Here is a 16,750-nt window from a genome sequence, read left to right as displayed (position 1 = left end):
TTATAATTATGTGAAAATTTCTTCTCAGATTTTAGTTGGCCATCCATTTTATAGAATAGAAAAAAGGCAAAGCGTATCTTTGTACAATTAGATTTTTATATGCCTATACTTACCGAAGTAAATCCGAAAGAGAACATAATCATTAAGGGAGCAAAACTGCATAACCTTAAGAACATAGATGTAGTTATACCTAGAAATAAACTTGTTGTTATCACGGGTTTGTCCGGATCCGGGAAGTCTAGCCTAGCATTCGATACCCTATATGCAGAAGGACAAAGAAGGTATGTAGAAAGTTTATCATCTTACGCAAGACAGTTTTTGGGCAAATTGGACAAGCCCAAGGTTGACTATATAAAAGGTATTGCCCCCGCAATTGCAATAGAACAAAAAGTAAACTCTACCAATCCTAGATCTACTGTAGGTACCACTACGGAAATATATGATTACATTAAATTATTGTTTGCCAGAATAGGAAAAACCTTTTCTCCCATATCCGGTAACGAGGTAAAAAAACATACGGTTAGCGACATTGTCAACTTTGTAAAAACTTTTGACGAGCAAACAAAACTATTATTACTGGCACCCATCCAAATTAGGGAAGACAGGGATACTATTAAATCTCTGGAACTTTTTTCAAAACAAGGATATGCACGTATTAAATATAACAATAAAGTCCTGAGAATTGACCAAGCCCCAAAAGATATAGGCAAAAAATTTGATTTGGTCATAGATCGCATCATTACCAAAAACGATGAGGATTTTTATAATAGATTGGCCAATGCCATTGATACAGCTTTGTTTGAAGGTAAGGGAGAGTGCGTAATAGAGGAATTGGCTACCGGAAAACAGACATTTTTCAGTAATAAGTTTGAACTGGACGGAATGACCTTTCTAGAACCAAATGTACATTTGTTCAGTTTCAACAATCCATATGGTGCCTGTCCAAAATGTGAGGGATATGGAGATGTTATTGGTATTGATGAAGATTTGGTCATTCCCAATACGGCACTTTCAGTCTATGAAAATGCAATTTTTCCTTGGCGTGGAGAAAGTATGGGCTTTTATAGGGACCAATTGGTCAATTCTGCCTACAAATTTGACTTCCCCATTCATAAACCTTGGTATGAACTGACAGAAGAACAAAAGGAGTTGGTTTGGAAAGGCAATAATCATTTCATAGGACTTCATAAGTTCTTTGGTATGCTTGAGGAAAAAAGTTACAAGATTCAAAATAGGGTCATGTTATCAAGATATCGTGGTAAAACCAAATGTAATGTTTGTAATGGTAAAAGATTACGTACGGAGACCGATTATGTCAAAGTAGGCGGTGCCAACATCTCATCATTGGTAGGTCGTTCAATAGAAAAGTTAGGTGAATTTTTCAATACATTGGAGCTAAATGACAACGACGCCAAAATAGCTTCACGCCTATTGATAGAAATTAGGACCCGTCTTGGTTTTTTAAGCAAAGTTGGTCTAAACTACCTGACCATAAACCGAAAATCCAACACCCTTTCTGGTGGTGAGAGTCAACGCATAAACCTGGCAACCTCTTTAGGTAGTAGTTTAGTGGGGTCTATGTATATTTTAGATGAACCAAGTATTGGCCTTCATCCAAAAGACACTGAAAATTTTATAGATGTTTTAATATCACTTAAAAATTTGGGCAATACGGTTATTGTCGTAGAACATGATGAGGATATTATGAAGGCTGCGGATATGGTCATTGACATTGGTCCTGAGGCAGGCAGCCATGGTGGTAATGTTGTGGCGCAGGGAACATTAAAGGAAATATTAAAATCAGACTCGCTAACGGCACAGTACCTCAATGGTAGTATGGAAATTAAGGTTCCAAAAGAACGAAGAACCTCTAAAAATTACATTACTATTAAAGGTGCAAGAGAACATAACCTGAAAAATATTGATGTAACCTTTCCTTTGGATATGTTAACTGTAGTTACGGGTGTTTCAGGTAGTGGTAAAAGTACTTTGGTAAAAAAGTTACTCTATCCAACAATATTAAAAGAAACTGGTGGCTATGGGGAAAAAGCCGGACAGTTTACGGATGTGGAAGGAAAATATAAACATATAAAACATGTTGAATTTGTAGACCAAAACCCAATTGGTAGATCCTCCAGGTCAAATCCGGTTACTTATATCAAGGCATATGATGATATTAGAAATCTTTTTGCAAGCCAAAAGCTTAGTACCATAAGAAACTATCAGGCCAAACACTTCTCATTTAATGTTGATGGTGGTAGGTGTGAAAAATGCAAGGGGGAAGGCGAAATTACGGTAGAAATGCAATTTATGGCAGATGTGCATTTGGAATGTGAAACCTGTGGAGGCAAACGTTTTAAGAAAGAGGTATTAGAGGTAACGTTCAATGAAGCCAATATTGATGATATCCTTAATATGACCATAGATGATGCCATTACGTTTTTTGAAAAAGGTTTACAGAATAAAATCGTTACCAAGCTCAAACCCTTACAGGATGTAGGTTTAGGTTATGTAACTTTAGGACAATCTTCTTCTACTCTATCTGGAGGTGAAGCCCAACGTATTAAATTAGCCTCCTTTCTGATTAAGGGTAGCACCAAGGACAAAGCGCTCTTCATTTTTGACGAACCAACTACCGGATTACATTTTCATGATATTAAAAAGCTTTTGAAATCATTTAATGCGCTGATCAAGAAAGGGCATTCCATTGTAGTTATAGAACATAACATAGATTTAATCAAATGCGCCGATTATCTAATTGACCTTGGTCCAGGCGGCGGGGAAAACGGTGGTCATTTGCTGGCCGAAGGAACTCCTGAAGAAGTCTCTAAAAGTAAAAAATCTTTTACGGCCAATTACTTAAAAGATAAATTATAAAGATAAATTAGTTTTATTTATATGGAAACCGAATCTAGTAAATAGCTGTTTATCAACAGTATAAATATAATTTATATTTTTTGGCACGCTGTTTGTAATGATGTAAGGGAATGCGAATAATTGCATTTAGAACCGCTGTCGAAAGGCAGATTTAAAACCTTATATCATGAAAAATTTAGTACTCCTTTTTACGGCGATGATATTAAGCACCACAGGTGTTTTCGCTATCGGTATTAATGAAGATAAGGTTGCTAATAGCAATGCTTATAGATTTGACAACTCCTTCATATTTGTTGAAAACGGAATCACATTTTCGGTGTATCCAGATGGCGAATTTGATTTTTATATTGAAAGTCAAGTAAGCGGTAGCAGAAATGGCATTACGTTCAACTCAGGATATGATTATAGCCCTTTTGCTCAATATGATGATTATGGAGCAGTAATTCAAGTTGAAAACGTACCCATATTTTACGATTATTATGGAAGGGTAAACCAAATTGGTGATGTCCAAATCAATTACAGAAATAACCGTGTACGCAGCGTAGGTGGTATGTATGTGTATTATAACAATCAAGGATTTTATGACTATCATACCGGTTATATCAATATATACAATAGAAATTATGTTTTTAGACCTTTCCATAGATGGTTTTCAAGGCCGGCAATTAACTTGTGCCTAGTATATAACAGACCCTATAGAAGATATTATACACCAATTAGGTATTCATATTATAGACCTTATAGAAATAACTTTAGAAGAGCATACGTAAATGTTGGTAAGACATATAGATATAATAAAGTTAGAAATGAAAGAGCTACAATATATAGAAATGACAAGCGTGTAGCGGTCAGGAACAATAATTTACGCAGTAACAGAACAGTAGCTAAGAGAGACAATGGACTTAGAAACGATAAAAGGGTTGTTTCCAGTAATACATCTAGAACAAATAGAAACACTACAATTAATAGGACAACTACCGTAAAGCGTAACAATGGTGCGGTTCGTAGTAATGCTAATAATAGAAGTGTAAATAAAAGAGAGGTTACTAGAACTATTGGAAACAATACAAATAGCAAACGTAGTAACAATAATGCAGTGGCTCAAAATGGTCAAAAGAGAACGGTTACCAAAAGAGAGGTAATTAGAACGCCTAGGAGCACCACGGTAAAAAGAACTACTACAACACATAGAAAAGTAAATCCAAATGTTAGAACTCAGCGAAGTACAACGGTTAAACGTTCCGTAAATACACCTGCAAGAAGTAGAAGTGCTGTAAGTAAAAGTACAAGTACAAGGTCAACGGCAAAGACTCCCTCAAGAAGTTATAGCTCAAGATCGGTAAGCAAGACTCCTTCAAAAAGTTCAAGATCGGTTTCTACGACCACAAGAAGTAGCAGAAGAAATTAAGAATAGTTTTTAGGTTGGTTAGTTGTTTAGCACCGTAATGAATACGTTCATTACGGTGCTTTTTTGTACATGGAACTACAGTTCAAATTCAGGGAATATGTTATAAAATTTTTTTGGCAAAATTGCCTTAAAGTTCATGGTATTATTAGAAATGGGGTGTTGAAATTGTAAGGAATACGCATGTAGATAAAGCCCTTTGCCCCTAAGCTGTAAATTGTCCTTAAAGTAAAGTTTATCTCCCAATATAGGGTTCCCAATAGCATATAGATGTTTACGGAGTTGATGCCTACGCCCAGTCTGTGGTTGCAACTCAACCAAGTTTAAATAGGTAAACCTATCTGACAAGGTTGATTGGATTACAGAAAAAGAAGAAGAAGCTACCTTGTTATCAATGGGTAACGAAATATGACCGTTTTCTCTCATCTCACCGATTGTAACAGCTAAATAAGTTTTTTTTATTGCCCTATTTTTGAACATTTGATTTAAGGCCACTATTGCACTATTGGTTTTTCCTACCAATAATAGGCCTGTAGTCTCATAATCCAAACGATGAACGGGTTGCGGATCAACAGCATCCTTGGCCCTACTAATTTTTAAATTTTGAGGAAGGGCATTGGCTATGGTCAAAAATTTATTGCCGCTCACCAAAATTCCGGCGGGTTTATTAATGACAGCTAAATACTCGTCTTCGAATATAACCTGCAATGGTAATTTTAATCGTTTGGAAGGAGTTTGCGTATCTACGAGATATTCTATTTTCTCCCCTCCGGAAATAAATGTTGCGGTAAAAGCCTCTTTACCATTGACCCAAATAAGTTTCTTTTTAATTGCTTTTTTTAAAGCGGATTTACTAGTAATGCCTTCAAAGATACCTACACCGTATTCTTGTAATCTACTTTTATGAATGTTCTTTGCTACAAAATGGGTCTCTCTAATATGCATAGGTATGAGGATAAAAGAATAGTTGGCAATAAAGTCACAAGTTAGATTTTTGAATTAGAAAAATAAGTTACAGAGTTAAATTATACTAAAATAATCAGTCACCTTTACCACAATCAATCCAACAGTAAAGATTAAAATTCCATGAAGAAAATTAACCATAAGCTCATAAGGCAGATAATCATACTTGCGCTTATACTTTTTCTTGGGGGATTGATCATCACCTATATGTTACCTTACATTTCCGGTGTACTGGGTGCGTTAACCCTTTATGTCATCTTAAGAAAATGGATGATTAAATTATTGAACAAGGGCATGAAAAGAACGTGGGCGGCCACATTATTGATTATTGCCTCACTATTAGGAATTTTTATTCCATTGACCGGTGCAGCCTTTATGCTAGGTGCCGAAATTGGAAATTTGGCTGATAAATCCGAAGAAGTTACAAAAGCGTTCAAGGAACAGATATTTAAATTGGAAAAATATGCCGGTTATGACCTATCATCGGCAATTGACCCTAAACAAGCTTCTGGTTGGTTAACAGATAATTTACAAGGGTTTGCCAGCGGAACCTTTACCATTCTAATTTCTTTGGGTATTTTACTTTTTATTCTCTATTACATGCTTCAAAGTCCCAAGAAATTAAAGGATTCTTTATTGGAATATATTCCCTTAAGCAATAAAACCTTGGTCATATTGGGAAAAGAAATAGATAATGTCGTTCGTTCCAATGCTATTGCCATACCATTAGTAGCACTGGCACAAGGAATTATTGCCTTAATAGGATTTTATATTTTTGGAGTGGATAATCCATTGTTTTGGTTTGTGATTGTTACTATAGGTTCTATGATTCCCTTTATAGGCACTTTTGTAGGAATATTGCCGGTATTTATTTTAAGTATGGCCGGCGGCAATGATTTTCAGGCGTGGGGCATCTTATTGTATGGCATATTGGTGGTAGGAATGACCGATAATTTAATTCGATTGGTAGTCTTAAAACAAATTGATAGCACCCACCCATTAATTACATTAATAGGAGTATTGATCGGGATACCTATTTTTGGATTTGTAGGATTGATTTTTGGACCGCTCATTATTAGCCTTTTTCTTGTTATCGTAAAAATTTACAAACAGGAATATGGTATACAGACCTCAAGTAAAAAAGCAAAACAGAAACTATAGTTAACGCCTTAAAGTTTTATTTATAAAATGATATATATCGTCAGAAATCCTAAATTTATAAAGTACACCTACATATACCATCAACATTAATAGGCTTTTTAACGCTATGTTCACTATTGGGTGAAAAGGAAAATCTACAAACCAAAATATACACCCTATAGCTACCAACAGTATAAAAACCTTTACAGTTTCTAGGGTAAAAGGGATAATTTTAAACTTGGACCTTACATAGATCAACTTTAAAGTATTGTAAACAAAGAAAGCACTAAAACTTGCAATTGCTGCACCATTTAATCCAAATGTTGGTATTAACCAAAGATTAAAAAGAATAGCCATAAAAGTAAGTAATACCCCAAAAAATAAAATTGAACGGTAATAATCAGAATTATATAGAATAGAATTATTATTACCTAAAAGGGCATCATATACTTTGGCCAAGCCAATCCAAAATACGATCATAAATCCATTTGCATAATTATTGGGAAGTAATTTATAAAGTTCATCAAGATTTAAAAAAATCAACAAAAACAATATCCCAGACACAATGAACAAGGTTAACGAACTTTTCTGGTAAAGGGTTTTTAAAGCAGGTTTTTCCTTGTTGTTGATATAGCTTGCAGTTAATGGGTATGTTATTTGATGCATGGCCCTTGAAGGTACCGCTATAGTAGAAGCAATAAAACCAGAAACTGCATAATAGGCTACATTATCAATTTCCAGAAAACTGTTCAGCATCACCTTATCCACTTCCAATAGCACAATAGCTGTAGAACCACCTAATATAATCAAGGCACTGTATTTTACAATATTTATCCAATTATAGGGAAGTGTAAAATTAATCTTGGGCTTACGCAGGTAAAATGCATATACTTTCATGATCAACGCACGCAGTAGATATGAAGCTACAAGGGCATTGATAAAGAAATATACATCAATGACTTTGAACCACAATAAAATCAATAACACGGTTTGGACGATTCTGCAAAAAATCTCCTTCATAAAATTACCGAATATGGATTTCATTCTTATTCTGGCCCAAGCATAGAATATTTCAAAATAAGCCATGGCCATCCCCACAAAGAAAATATGCCATACATAACTACGCACAATGGGGTTTTTATTCGCCAAAATATTGCCTATAAAATCGTTGGCAAAAAAACTAAGGAAGGCAATGGGTATGATTAAAACTAAAGGCAAAAACAAGATAAAGGTCAAAAAGCTGTCTTGTTTGGTATGATCTTTAAAACTGGAATAAAATTTAACTACGGTATTGGGGACGCCAAAGGCCAAAATGGGCATAAGTATAGCAGAAACTGATAAAATTACTTGTATTAGCCCATAATTTTCAGGCTTCATAAAACGGGTATACAAAAATAAGGTGTTGATTGCCCCAATGGCAAAACCAATATAGGTTACAATAGTATTGTTCAATGATTGTTTAAGTACAATGCCCATTAGATCAATTCTGATAATTTACGGGTCAGTTCCCTTCTGCTATAGGTTTCTATTCCTGAAGATGATATTTTAAGTTCACCTTTTTTATACTGTTCAAACCAACTTAAAAGTACATTTTTAAGTTCAATTTCATCCGTATACTCAAAAATACATCCAGCATTGGTTTCGTTAATTATTGCACCGACCTCCCAACCTTTTGGACCTATGGCAAGTATTGGTCTTTTTGCGGCCATATACTCAAAAAGCTTTCCTGGAATTATACCTTGGGTCTCAATGGTATCTATTTCGGCCAAAAGTAAAATTTGAGACTTATCTTGAAAAGCCAGTGCCTCATGATGTGAAACATATCCTGAGAGCTCCAAATTATCCTGTAAGCCATAATGTGATAATGAAGATAAAACTTCATCACTTACAACCCCTATAAAACGAAGAAGCAACGCCTTTTTAAACGCTTTGTCCTGGTTCAGTAATTCAGACAATACCTTCCAAAGATTGGTTGGATTTCGACCGGACAACATAGAGCCGATATGGGAAATGGTAAATTTGACATCAAATGTTTTTTTCTGACCTACTCCCCTGTCAAATCCGTTAGTGATAACAGTTATTGGTTGCTCCGTTAAAGTAGTGAACTCTTGCTTTGTTGTAGCACTGGTAACAATGATTTTATCGGCACTATTTAGAACCTTGGATTCCAAACGCTTATGTTTCTGTGCAGCAAATGAGGATAATTTCAATTTTTTATGATACCCTATTGTAGTCCATGGATCTCTAAAATCCGCAATCCAATTAATGGGCATTATTTGCTTCAACCGTAAACCAATTAAATGTACACTGTGCGGCGGACCTGTGGTAATTATTGAGGATATTTGTTCTTTATCGATAATATTGCTTAAAAATTTTACCGAAGGCCCAACCCAAAATTTTCTTGCGTCCGGTACAAAAAGGTTTCCCCTTACCCACAATAAAATCTTTTCTATAAATGACTGATCTTTGGTATTGATAATACCTGCGCTTATCCGCTTTGTTTTTTTTCTTGAAAGTAATTTTGCCCAACGGTAGGGTTCCAAAATTTCATGACTATAGATAGTAATTCCCTCTGGAATATCTTTTAAAAATGATTCATCCACTAATGGATAATTTGGATTCTTTGGAATATAAACTATGGGCTCAACATTAAAATCCCTAAGATACTTAACGAATTTGAGCCAGCGTTGTACACCCGGTCCGCCAGCGGGAGGCCAATAATAGGTAATGACCAGCACCTTCTTCATTAAGCTTCCCCTTCTTTTTTAGTATTCCAAAATGTAAAACCTATTCCGCCTAGAATTATCAAGACCAGTAATATATTGCTAGCCAATGTAATTTTACTTCCTTGAGCAACAACCTGAGGTTCAAATTTAAATTCAATTTTATGCGCACCAGCTGGAATACTTAGAGCGCGCAATACATAGTTTACCTTAAAATGATCAACCACCTCTCCATCAATGTAAGCATTCCATCCATTCTTATAATACATCTCCGAAAATACGGCAACACCTTCATTATTATTATTAGATCTGTATACTAGATGATTGGGCTCGTATGCCGTCAATGAAATGGTGGCAGTGGAATCCATTGGGTAAGTCAATGGTGCTATTTTTTCAAATTGGCTTTCATTGAACACAGCACTATTTTTGGTGTCAAGACTATCCAATGCCTTAATTTCTTCATTGGCATTGGGTACCGGAACCAGTTGCTGTACAAACCAGGCATTTCCATTTGCATTTGGGTTTTCAATAGGAAAAGTTTTTCCTTCTTGATCTTGTCTTATTAAATACTTGACATTGAGCATATTCATGACGGACAGATTTCCATTATAAATATGAAAGTTGAACAAATCTTGCATTCCTGCAGGTTTTGCCGCATGATACCCCGTTATAGTTTGATGAAAATAGGCCGTTTTTGCAGAATCAAATCCATCGGTTTGGTCAAAAACCCTATATACCCCTTCGTCCTTGGCAATGATTTTATTGGCCGCCGATGCTTGAAAAGGTTCCAGCATTTTACGTTTAGAAACAAAATTATCATTGTTCACATAGCGTAAATCAACATTTACCAAATCAACGACGATCATAAGCCCTATGGCTATTACCAAATAATTTAATTTTATTTTTTGTTTTAAATAGAACCAGATTAACAATGCCGTTACCAAGGCAAAACCTAACGAGCGTAAAAGATCGTTGGTATATACTGCTTTGCGGTCCAGCCTTAACATTTCCGGCAGTTCCTCTAAACCGGTCATCCGTAAATTATCATCTGCCGCACCCACAAAATCAAAACTTCCCTTAAATAAGAAAAGGATAGCCCCAATACCCACTATTACCCCTGTAGCCAGTTTAAGTGACTTGAATTTATCCATAGTAGGGACTTTATCCTTAGCAAGTTTCTTTAAGGCCAATATAGCAAGGATCGGTACACAGAGCTCCAATATGATCTGAATAGAGGAAACCGCCCTAAATTTATCGTATAAAGGAAAATAATCGATCATAAAATCTGTAACGACACTAAAATTCTTTCCCCAAGAAAGTATAAGCGACATTAACGAACCGAAGAGTAACCACCATTTATGTTTTCCTTTTACAAGAAATAGACCTAGGAAAAACAGAAAAAATACTACAGCACCTAAATAGGCAGGCCCGGATGTACCAGGCTGTTCTCCCCAGTATAATGGTAATCCGCTTACAAATTCCAAGGCACTGGACCTTGGTAGTCCCTTATCTATCAAGTAATTAAAAGACTTTGATTCTTCTCCCAAATTTTCCTGACTTGCACCACCAAATAATCGGGGTACAAATAAATTTAATGACTCCGTAATACCATAACTCCAATTGGTGATATAGCTTTTACTCAAGCCATCTGTATTTTGTTTTGGAGAACCGTCTGGATTAATGGTCAATTCACTTTTACCACGCGTACTCCAATCCGCATATTCCTTGGTAGCCATTAGTCCAGTGGCATTTGCGGCAATACCCAACGTTACTGCCATTGCTAAAATTCCTACTGATATTCCAAAATGCTTGATTTCCTTTTCCTTGATAGCATATACCAAATACACCACTCCCATAATAAGAACCAATAGCATAAAATAATAGGTCATTTGGTAATGATTGGCAGTAATCTCCAATGCCATTGCCAATGCTGTAAGTACAAAGCCCCACAGGTATTTTTTTCTAAAGACCAAAACTATTCCCGCCAAAAGAACAGGAAGGTAGGCAATGGCATGGGCCTTGGCATTATGTCCGGCACCCAAAATTATTATCAAATATGTAGAAAAACCAAATGCCAGAGCACCTACTACAGCCAAACGATAGTCGACTTTTAAACAGCATAACAAAATATAAAAGCCAAGCATGTATAAGAATAGATAATCTGCAGGCCTTGGCAAAAACCGAATTACCCGGTCTAATTGCTTAATATAATTATGAGGGTAATTTGCCCCAAGTTGGTAAGTGGGCATGCCCCCAAAAGCACTGTTGGTCCAATAAGGCTCTTGATCATTAGCTTTCCTAAAATCATTCTGCTCCTTGGCCATACCGGTATATTGGGCAATATCATGTTGGTACATGACCTTTCCCTGAAGTACGGGGTTAAAATAGGATAGGGCCGCTACTATAAAAAAGGCAATAACAAAAAAATGGATGAAAAAGAATTTTAAGCCTTGCTTCATTTGAAAGATACATAGTGTTTAGACAAAGATAACTAGTCTAGCTCTTCAAAATCAATGTATTCGCCTACTTTTTCCGAATCTCTCTTTTTCCTGGAAGTTTTTTTGTTTATAATGACATCCCCTACTTTCTCCTCTGTAGAAGCTTGTTGGTTATCAAAAGCTTGCTTAAAATGGGATTCTGTTTTTTTAGCCGCGTAACTTAAAATTGTAGGTGCAAACAACTTAACTAAAAATTTTAGCAGGTAATACACCAAGAGAATAATTAATATCGTTTTTAAAAAAGCCATTTATTATTACTTAGGTATATCAAAAATACAATTATCACGTTGTATTAGTAGAATCATACTATTAAAATATATATAAAATCGTGTTCATGAATAGTCTATTGGCTTACTCTAAACCCAATTATTACATTTTTGCCATTTTATTGCTTATACCTCTATTTGGCCTTTCCCAATATACCGATGTAATAAATTCAAATAGACCTGGACTATCGGTTAGTGCCTATGCGGTAGGAAAGAATGTGATACAGGCAGAAATGGGTTTATTCTATGAACAAAAAGATCATACTTTGCTCAATACACAATCTGATATTTGGGGTACGGATATTGCCCTAAGATATGGTTTGCTTTTTGAACAACTTGAGCTTAGTTACGAAGGTACTTTTCAAGATCAAGACCTCACCTATTCCAATTTTAATCTTTTGGCCAAGAGAAGGGATTTTTCAAGAAATAGATTAGGGTTGAAATACCTTGTTTATGACCCGTTTAAAAATCCAGAGGCCAATAAACCAAATCTTTACAGTTGGAGAGCCAACCATAAATTTCAGTTTAAAAACCTTCTACCTGCAGTGTCGCTATATGGTGGGGCCAATTTTGTAATTGGGGACAACCCCTTCTATGTAGGGGAACCTACCATATCCTATCGCGGTATGATCGCTACACAAAGCCGACTTACCCCAAGGTTTGTATTGATTACCAATACCGCCTTTGACCGAATAACAACGGACGATCCGGAACTAAGCTATTTAATTTCATTATCCCACGCCTTTAGAAATCCTAAATGGAGCGTTTTTGTAGAGCACCAAGGTATACAAAGCCATCGTTATGCAGATCTATTGTTAAGAGGTGGAATTGCACATTTATTAAAGGAAAATCTTCAGTTGGATTTTAATATGGGGGCAAGTTTAAAAAACACGCCTACCCGAATCTTTTTTGGTTTTGGCGGATCATACCGTATGGATTTTCACAAGGACAGCCTTAAACCCATAGAAGATCAAGAAGCCGATCAAAATGGTGGTGCAATTGACAAAAACGCAATGAAGAAGGAAAAAAGAAAAAAGCGGAAGGGTAACGGTGCTGAGGATATAGACCTAGGACCTTCTAAAAAGCAGCTTAAAAAGTTGAAGAAAAAAGAAAAGAAGAAACAAAAGGAGTCTAGCGAAATAGACTTCTAAATTTGGTACATTTTACTTAGTTCCTACTTTCTTGTTATAATTAATATACCTAATATTGACACTTCTAAAAACGTGTCATGATCAGTATAAAAGAAGCAAAAACAAAGCAAGATTTAAAACGCTTTGTAACCTTTCCTTTTTCCTTATATAAAAACAATAAGTTTTGGGTACCCCCTATCATCAATGATGAACTGGAAAGTTTTGATAAGAACAAAAACCCTGTTTTCAAAGATGCCGAAGCTTGGTTTTATCTTGCCTATGAAGGAAGTAAAATTGTTGGTCGTGTAGCTGCCATCATTAATCACCTAGAGGTGAACGAACAGCAGGTAAAAAAAATGAGATTTGGATGGTTTGATTTCGTCGATGACATAGAAGTATCCAAGGCACTTTTGCAACAGGTAGCAGAAATAGGCAAAAATAATGGCCTAGAATTTTTGGAAGGTCCTGTAGGTTTTTCCAATTTGGATAAGGTTGGAGTTTTAGTAGAGGGGTTTGATCATATTGGCACCATGATCACATGGTACAATCATGCCTATTATAAGGACCATTATGAACAATTGGGATTTGTAAAGGAAAAGGAATATATGGAAAACAAATTTCCTGCTAAAAATGCAGACCCAAAACTGTTTTCCAAATTAAACGATTTGGTCAAAAGACGCTACGGTTTAAAAGAAGTGAACTTTACCAAAACCAAGGAGGTTATGCCATTGGCAGATGAAATGTTCGACCTATTTAACAAAACATACGCCAACCTCAGCTCATTTGTACCTATCACGGAAATCCAAAAGGCATATTTTAAAAAGAAATACATTAGCTTTATCAATCCTGAATACATCAAGTTCATAAAGGATAAAGAAGATAAATTGATTGCCTTTGCCATTGTCATGCCCTCATTTTCAGAAGCTTTGCAAAAAGCAAATGGCAAATTATTTCCTTTTGGTATTTTTCATCTTCTAAAAGCCAAGAAAAATAGCAAGGATGTTATTTTCTATCTCATAGGAATAGATCCGGAATATCAAAATAAAGGAGTTACCGCAGTAATTTTTAATGAATATTACAAAACCTTTACCGAAAAGAATATTGATATGTGCTATAGAACACCGGAACTAGAGGAAAATCTAGCAATAAAACAAATGTGGAAGCATTTTGACCCGGTAATCTACAAACGTAGAAGAACCTATAAAAAACCGTTATAAATAAAAAAGTCCGTGATCAATTACATCACGGACTTTTTTATTTATTATTTTCCAATTTATTCTCCCATTGCTGCGGCTACAGCGGCAGACAATCTTTTATAGGTTCCGTTTTGCAAACGTTCACGTATAGCTGAAAAAGCAGCTAAAGTCTCCTCAACATCTTGTAAAGTATGGGTTGCCGTAGGAATTAAGCGTAATAATATCAATCCTTTAGGTATTACAGGATACACAACGATCGAGCAGAAAATACCGTGATTTTCACGTAAATCCTTTACCAAGGCCATTGCTTCTGGAATACTACCGTTTAAATATACAGGAGTTACACAACTGGTCGTTGTACCGATATCAAATCCATTTTCCTTTAATCCGTTCTGCAATGCATTTACATTTTCCCAAAGTTTCTCCTTAAGCTCTGGTTGGGTACGCAACATCTCCAAACGCTTTAATGCCCCTTTTACATATACCATAGGTAATGATTTAGCGAACATTTGCGAACGTAAATTATATTTAAGATAATCTATTATTCCTTGATCTGCCGCTACAAAAGCACCAATACTGGCCATAGATTTGGCAAAAGTTGCCAAATATACATCTATTTCATCCTGTACTCCTTGCTCCTGTCCTGCACCACCGCCGGTCTTACCCAAGGTGCCAAAACCGTGGGCATCATCTACCAATAATCTAAAATTATATTTTTTCTTTAATGCAACGATTTCCTTCAAGATACCTTGTTCTCCACGCATTCCAAAAACACCTTCTGAAATGACCAAAATACCGCCACCGTTCTGCTCTGCCATTTTACTGGCACGCTCTAGGTTTTTTTCAAGACTATCTACATTATTGTGTACGAATGTAAAACGTTTACCCATGTGCAAACGAACACCATCAATGATACAAGCATGACAATCTACATCATACACTATAATATCATCCTTGGTAACCAACGCGTCTATTACGGACATAAACCCTTGGTATCCAAAATTCAATAAATATGCAGCTTCCTTTTCGACAAAGGCAGCACACTCTCTCTCTAACTGTTCATGAAATTCGGTGTGGCCACTCATCATTCTAGCACCCATTGGGTAGGCAGCACCGTATTCTGCAGCCGCCTCACCATCTACCTTTTTAATTTCGGGTAAATTTGCCAAGCCTAGATAATCGTTAATACTCCAGGTAATAACATCCTTACCTTGAAATTTCATTCTATTAGAAATAGGACCTTCTAATTTAGGAAATACAAAATAACCTTCTGCTTGAGAAGCCCATTTACCTAAAGGGCCTTTATTTTCTAAAATTCTATCAAATAAGTCTTTCATTGCTTAATTCGCTTCTATCTGCAAAAGTAAATAATTTTGATTAGCTAGCATAAATTATTTACTACGCAAAAAAGTGGGTTTGAAACCCACTTTTTTTCTATAATTTCAATACGATTGATTATTTTATAAATTGTATTTCCTGCGTTTCTTCAACGGTTGCCGCATTTAAGAAACCTTGGTCTTCCATCCATTGATCACTATATATTTTGCTCATATAACGGGAACCATGATCGGGAAATATAGCAACTACGTTGCTATCCTTATCAAATGTATTCAGTTCATCCAATTGTTTTAAGGCCTGCATAACCGCACCACTGGTATAACCCACGAAAATCCCTTCAGTTTTTGATATTTCTCGTGCAGTATGGGCACTTTCTGCATCCGTGACCTTAATGAACTCATCTATTGCAGAAAAGTCAGTGGCCCCGGGAATTAAGTTTTTACCAAGTCCCTCTATACGATAAGGATAAATCTCATTAGTGTCCAACTTGCCCGTCTCATGGTATTTTTTTAAAACGGAACCATAGGCATCAACACCAATTACCTTAATATTTGGATTTTGTTCCTTTAAATATCGAGCCGTTCCCGAAATAGTACCTCCCGTACCACTACAAGCCACCAAATGTGTTATTTGGCCACCAGTTTGTTCCCAAATCTCAGGACCGGTCGTCTTATAATGGGCATCCATATTCAACGTATTGAAATACTGATTTATATAAATGGAGCCTTTGGTCTCTTTATGCAATCTTTTGGCAACCTCATAATATGACCTTGGATCATCTGCACTAACATGTGCCGGACAAACATATACCTTTGCGCCCATTGAGCGTAACATATCTATTTTATCCATAGAGGATTTGGAACTAACCGCCAATATACACTCGTAACCTTTAATGATACTAGCCATGGCTATACTAAAGCCCGTATTACCGGAAGTAGTTTCTATTATAGTACTACCTTCTGTCAACAGACCTGCTTTTTCTGCCTGTTCAATAATATGCATAGCTATACGATCTTTAGAAGAATGGCCTGGATTAAAGGCTTCAACTTTAGCGTAAAAGTTACCTGTAAGGTTTTTGGCGATTTTATTTAATTTGACCAATGGTGTATTGCCCACTAGTTCTAAGATATTATTGTAAGCCCTGATCTCATTTTTCATAAGGGGGATCAATGTTTAGTTTTACACAAACGAAATGTGTAAATATTATTGCTACA

At 35.9% G+C, this 16,750-nt stretch carries 12 protein-coding genes; 5 read left to right on the top strand and 7 right to left on the bottom strand.

The window, feature by feature from the left end; translation table 11 throughout:
• Positions 1 to 99 precede the first annotated feature (99 nt).
• Complete coding sequence (gene uvrA / locus Q2T41_RS17325) at positions 100 to 2,877, top strand: excinuclease ABC subunit UvrA (RefSeq protein WP_304437102.1); 2,778 nt, start codon at positions 100 to 102, stop codon at positions 2,875 to 2,877.
• A gap of 166 nt (positions 2,878 to 3,043) precedes the next feature.
• Entirely contained in the window at positions 3,044 to 4,285 is a 1,242-nt protein-coding gene (locus tag Q2T41_RS17320) for a hypothetical protein (RefSeq protein ID WP_304437101.1), read from the top strand.
• Positions 4,286 to 4,360: 75 nt separating this feature from the next.
• Here Q2T41_RS17320 and Q2T41_RS17315 read toward each other — a convergent pair whose 3' ends face one another.
• Positions 4,361 to 5,227, bottom strand: coding sequence for an RluA family pseudouridine synthase (locus tag Q2T41_RS17315; RefSeq protein WP_304437100.1), 867 nt, complete (start codon positions 5,225 to 5,227; stop codon positions 4,361 to 4,363).
• A gap of 141 nt (positions 5,228 to 5,368) precedes the next feature.
• Between Q2T41_RS17315 and Q2T41_RS17310 the strand changes: the two genes are divergently transcribed.
• Positions 5,369 to 6,406: an AI-2E family transporter gene (locus Q2T41_RS17310; RefSeq protein ID WP_304437099.1), complete on the top strand. Its 1,038-nt coding sequence runs from the start codon at positions 5,369 to 5,371 to the stop codon at positions 6,404 to 6,406.
• Here Q2T41_RS17310 and Q2T41_RS17305 read toward each other — a convergent pair whose 3' ends face one another.
• The 4 genes from Q2T41_RS17305 to Q2T41_RS17290 are packed head-to-tail and all read right to left on the bottom strand — an operon-like array spanning position 6,407 to position 11,854.
• A complete protein-coding gene (locus tag Q2T41_RS17305) occupies positions 6,407 to 7,861 on the bottom strand; it encodes a lipopolysaccharide biosynthesis protein (protein ID WP_304437098.1) in 1,455 nt (484 codons plus the stop codon). It abuts the gene before it with no gap.
• Complete coding sequence (locus Q2T41_RS17300) at positions 7,861 to 9,132, bottom strand: glycosyltransferase family 4 protein (RefSeq protein WP_304437097.1); 1,272 nt, start codon at positions 9,130 to 9,132, stop codon at positions 7,861 to 7,863. Before Q2T41_RS17300 ends, Q2T41_RS17305 begins: the two co-directional genes overlap by 1 nt.
• Positions 9,132 to 11,567: a YfhO family protein gene (locus Q2T41_RS17295; protein ID WP_304437096.1), complete on the bottom strand. Its 2,436-nt coding sequence runs from the start codon at positions 11,565 to 11,567 to the stop codon at positions 9,132 to 9,134. Before Q2T41_RS17295 ends, Q2T41_RS17300 begins: the two co-directional genes overlap by 1 nt.
• A gap of 32 nt (positions 11,568 to 11,599) precedes the next feature.
• Positions 11,600 to 11,854 (bottom strand): DUF4834 family protein, encoded by a 255-nt coding sequence (locus Q2T41_RS17290; protein WP_304437095.1) that lies wholly within the window; start codon positions 11,852 to 11,854, stop codon positions 11,600 to 11,602.
• Between the two features lie 86 nt (positions 11,855 to 11,940).
• Here Q2T41_RS17290 and Q2T41_RS17285 point away from each other — a divergent pair, with 86 nt between their 5' ends.
• On the top strand, positions 11,941 to 13,023 hold the full coding sequence (locus Q2T41_RS17285) for a transporter (protein WP_304437094.1): 1,083 nt from the start codon (positions 11,941 to 11,943) through the stop codon (positions 13,021 to 13,023).
• A gap of 77 nt (positions 13,024 to 13,100) precedes the next feature.
• Complete coding sequence (locus Q2T41_RS17280; protein WP_089261502.1) at positions 13,101 to 14,219, top strand: GTP cyclohydrolase; 1,119 nt, start codon at positions 13,101 to 13,103, stop codon at positions 14,217 to 14,219.
• A gap of 56 nt (positions 14,220 to 14,275) precedes the next feature.
• Here the strand turns inward: Q2T41_RS17280 and capB are convergent, their stop codons facing one another.
• Positions 14,276 to 15,535: a cysteate-C-fatty acyltransferase gene (capB, locus tag Q2T41_RS17275; RefSeq protein ID WP_089261505.1), complete on the bottom strand. Its 1,260-nt coding sequence runs from the start codon at positions 15,533 to 15,535 to the stop codon at positions 14,276 to 14,278.
• A 118-nt stretch (positions 15,536 to 15,653) separates the two neighbouring features.
• Positions 15,654 to 16,694 (bottom strand): cysteate synthase, encoded by a 1,041-nt coding sequence (gene capA, locus Q2T41_RS17270; protein WP_089261506.1) that lies wholly within the window; start codon positions 16,692 to 16,694, stop codon positions 15,654 to 15,656.
• Positions 16,695 to 16,750: the final 56 nt, after the last annotated feature.

It is taken from the genome of Maribacter confluentis (genome assembly GCF_030505015.1).
GTDB lineage: Bacteria > Bacteroidota > Bacteroidia > Flavobacteriales > Flavobacteriaceae > Maribacter > Maribacter sedimenticola.
The sequence above is the reverse complement of the archived record's forward strand: the minus strand, read 5'-3'. Positions and strand labels throughout refer to the sequence as shown.

Coding starts and splice junctions, on each gene's coding strand:
- Q2T41_RS17315 (WP_304437100.1), bottom strand. CDS start 5,227: ATGCATATTAGAGAGACCCATTTTGTAGCAAAGAACATTCATAAAAGT.
- Q2T41_RS17295 (WP_304437096.1), bottom strand. CDS start 11,567: ATGAAGCAAGGCTTAAAATTCTTTTTCATCCATTTTTTTGTTATTGCC.
- Q2T41_RS17280 (WP_089261502.1), top strand. CDS start 13,101: ATGATCAGTATAAAAGAAGCAAAAACAAAGCAAGATTTAAAACGCTTT.
- Q2T41_RS17305 (WP_304437098.1), bottom strand. CDS start 7,861: ATGGGCATTGTACTTAAACAATCATTGAACAATACTATTGTAACCTAT.
- Q2T41_RS17285 (WP_304437094.1), top strand. CDS start 11,941: ATGAATAGTCTATTGGCTTACTCTAAACCCAATTATTACATTTTTGCC.
- capA (WP_089261506.1), bottom strand. CDS start 16,694: ATGAAAAATGAGATCAGGGCTTACAATAATATCTTAGAACTAGTGGGC.
- Q2T41_RS17320 (WP_304437101.1), top strand. CDS start 3,044: ATGAAAAATTTAGTACTCCTTTTTACGGCGATGATATTAAGCACCACA.
- Q2T41_RS17310 (WP_304437099.1), top strand. CDS start 5,369: ATGAAGAAAATTAACCATAAGCTCATAAGGCAGATAATCATACTTGCG.
- capB (WP_089261505.1), bottom strand. CDS start 15,535: ATGAAAGACTTATTTGATAGAATTTTAGAAAATAAAGGCCCTTTAGGT.
- uvrA (WP_304437102.1), top strand. CDS start 100: ATGCCTATACTTACCGAAGTAAATCCGAAAGAGAACATAATCATTAAG.
- Q2T41_RS17300 (WP_304437097.1), bottom strand. CDS start 9,132: ATGAAGAAGGTGCTGGTCATTACCTATTATTGGCCTCCCGCTGGCGGA.
- Q2T41_RS17290 (WP_304437095.1), bottom strand. CDS start 11,854: ATGGCTTTTTTAAAAACGATATTAATTATTCTCTTGGTGTATTACCTG.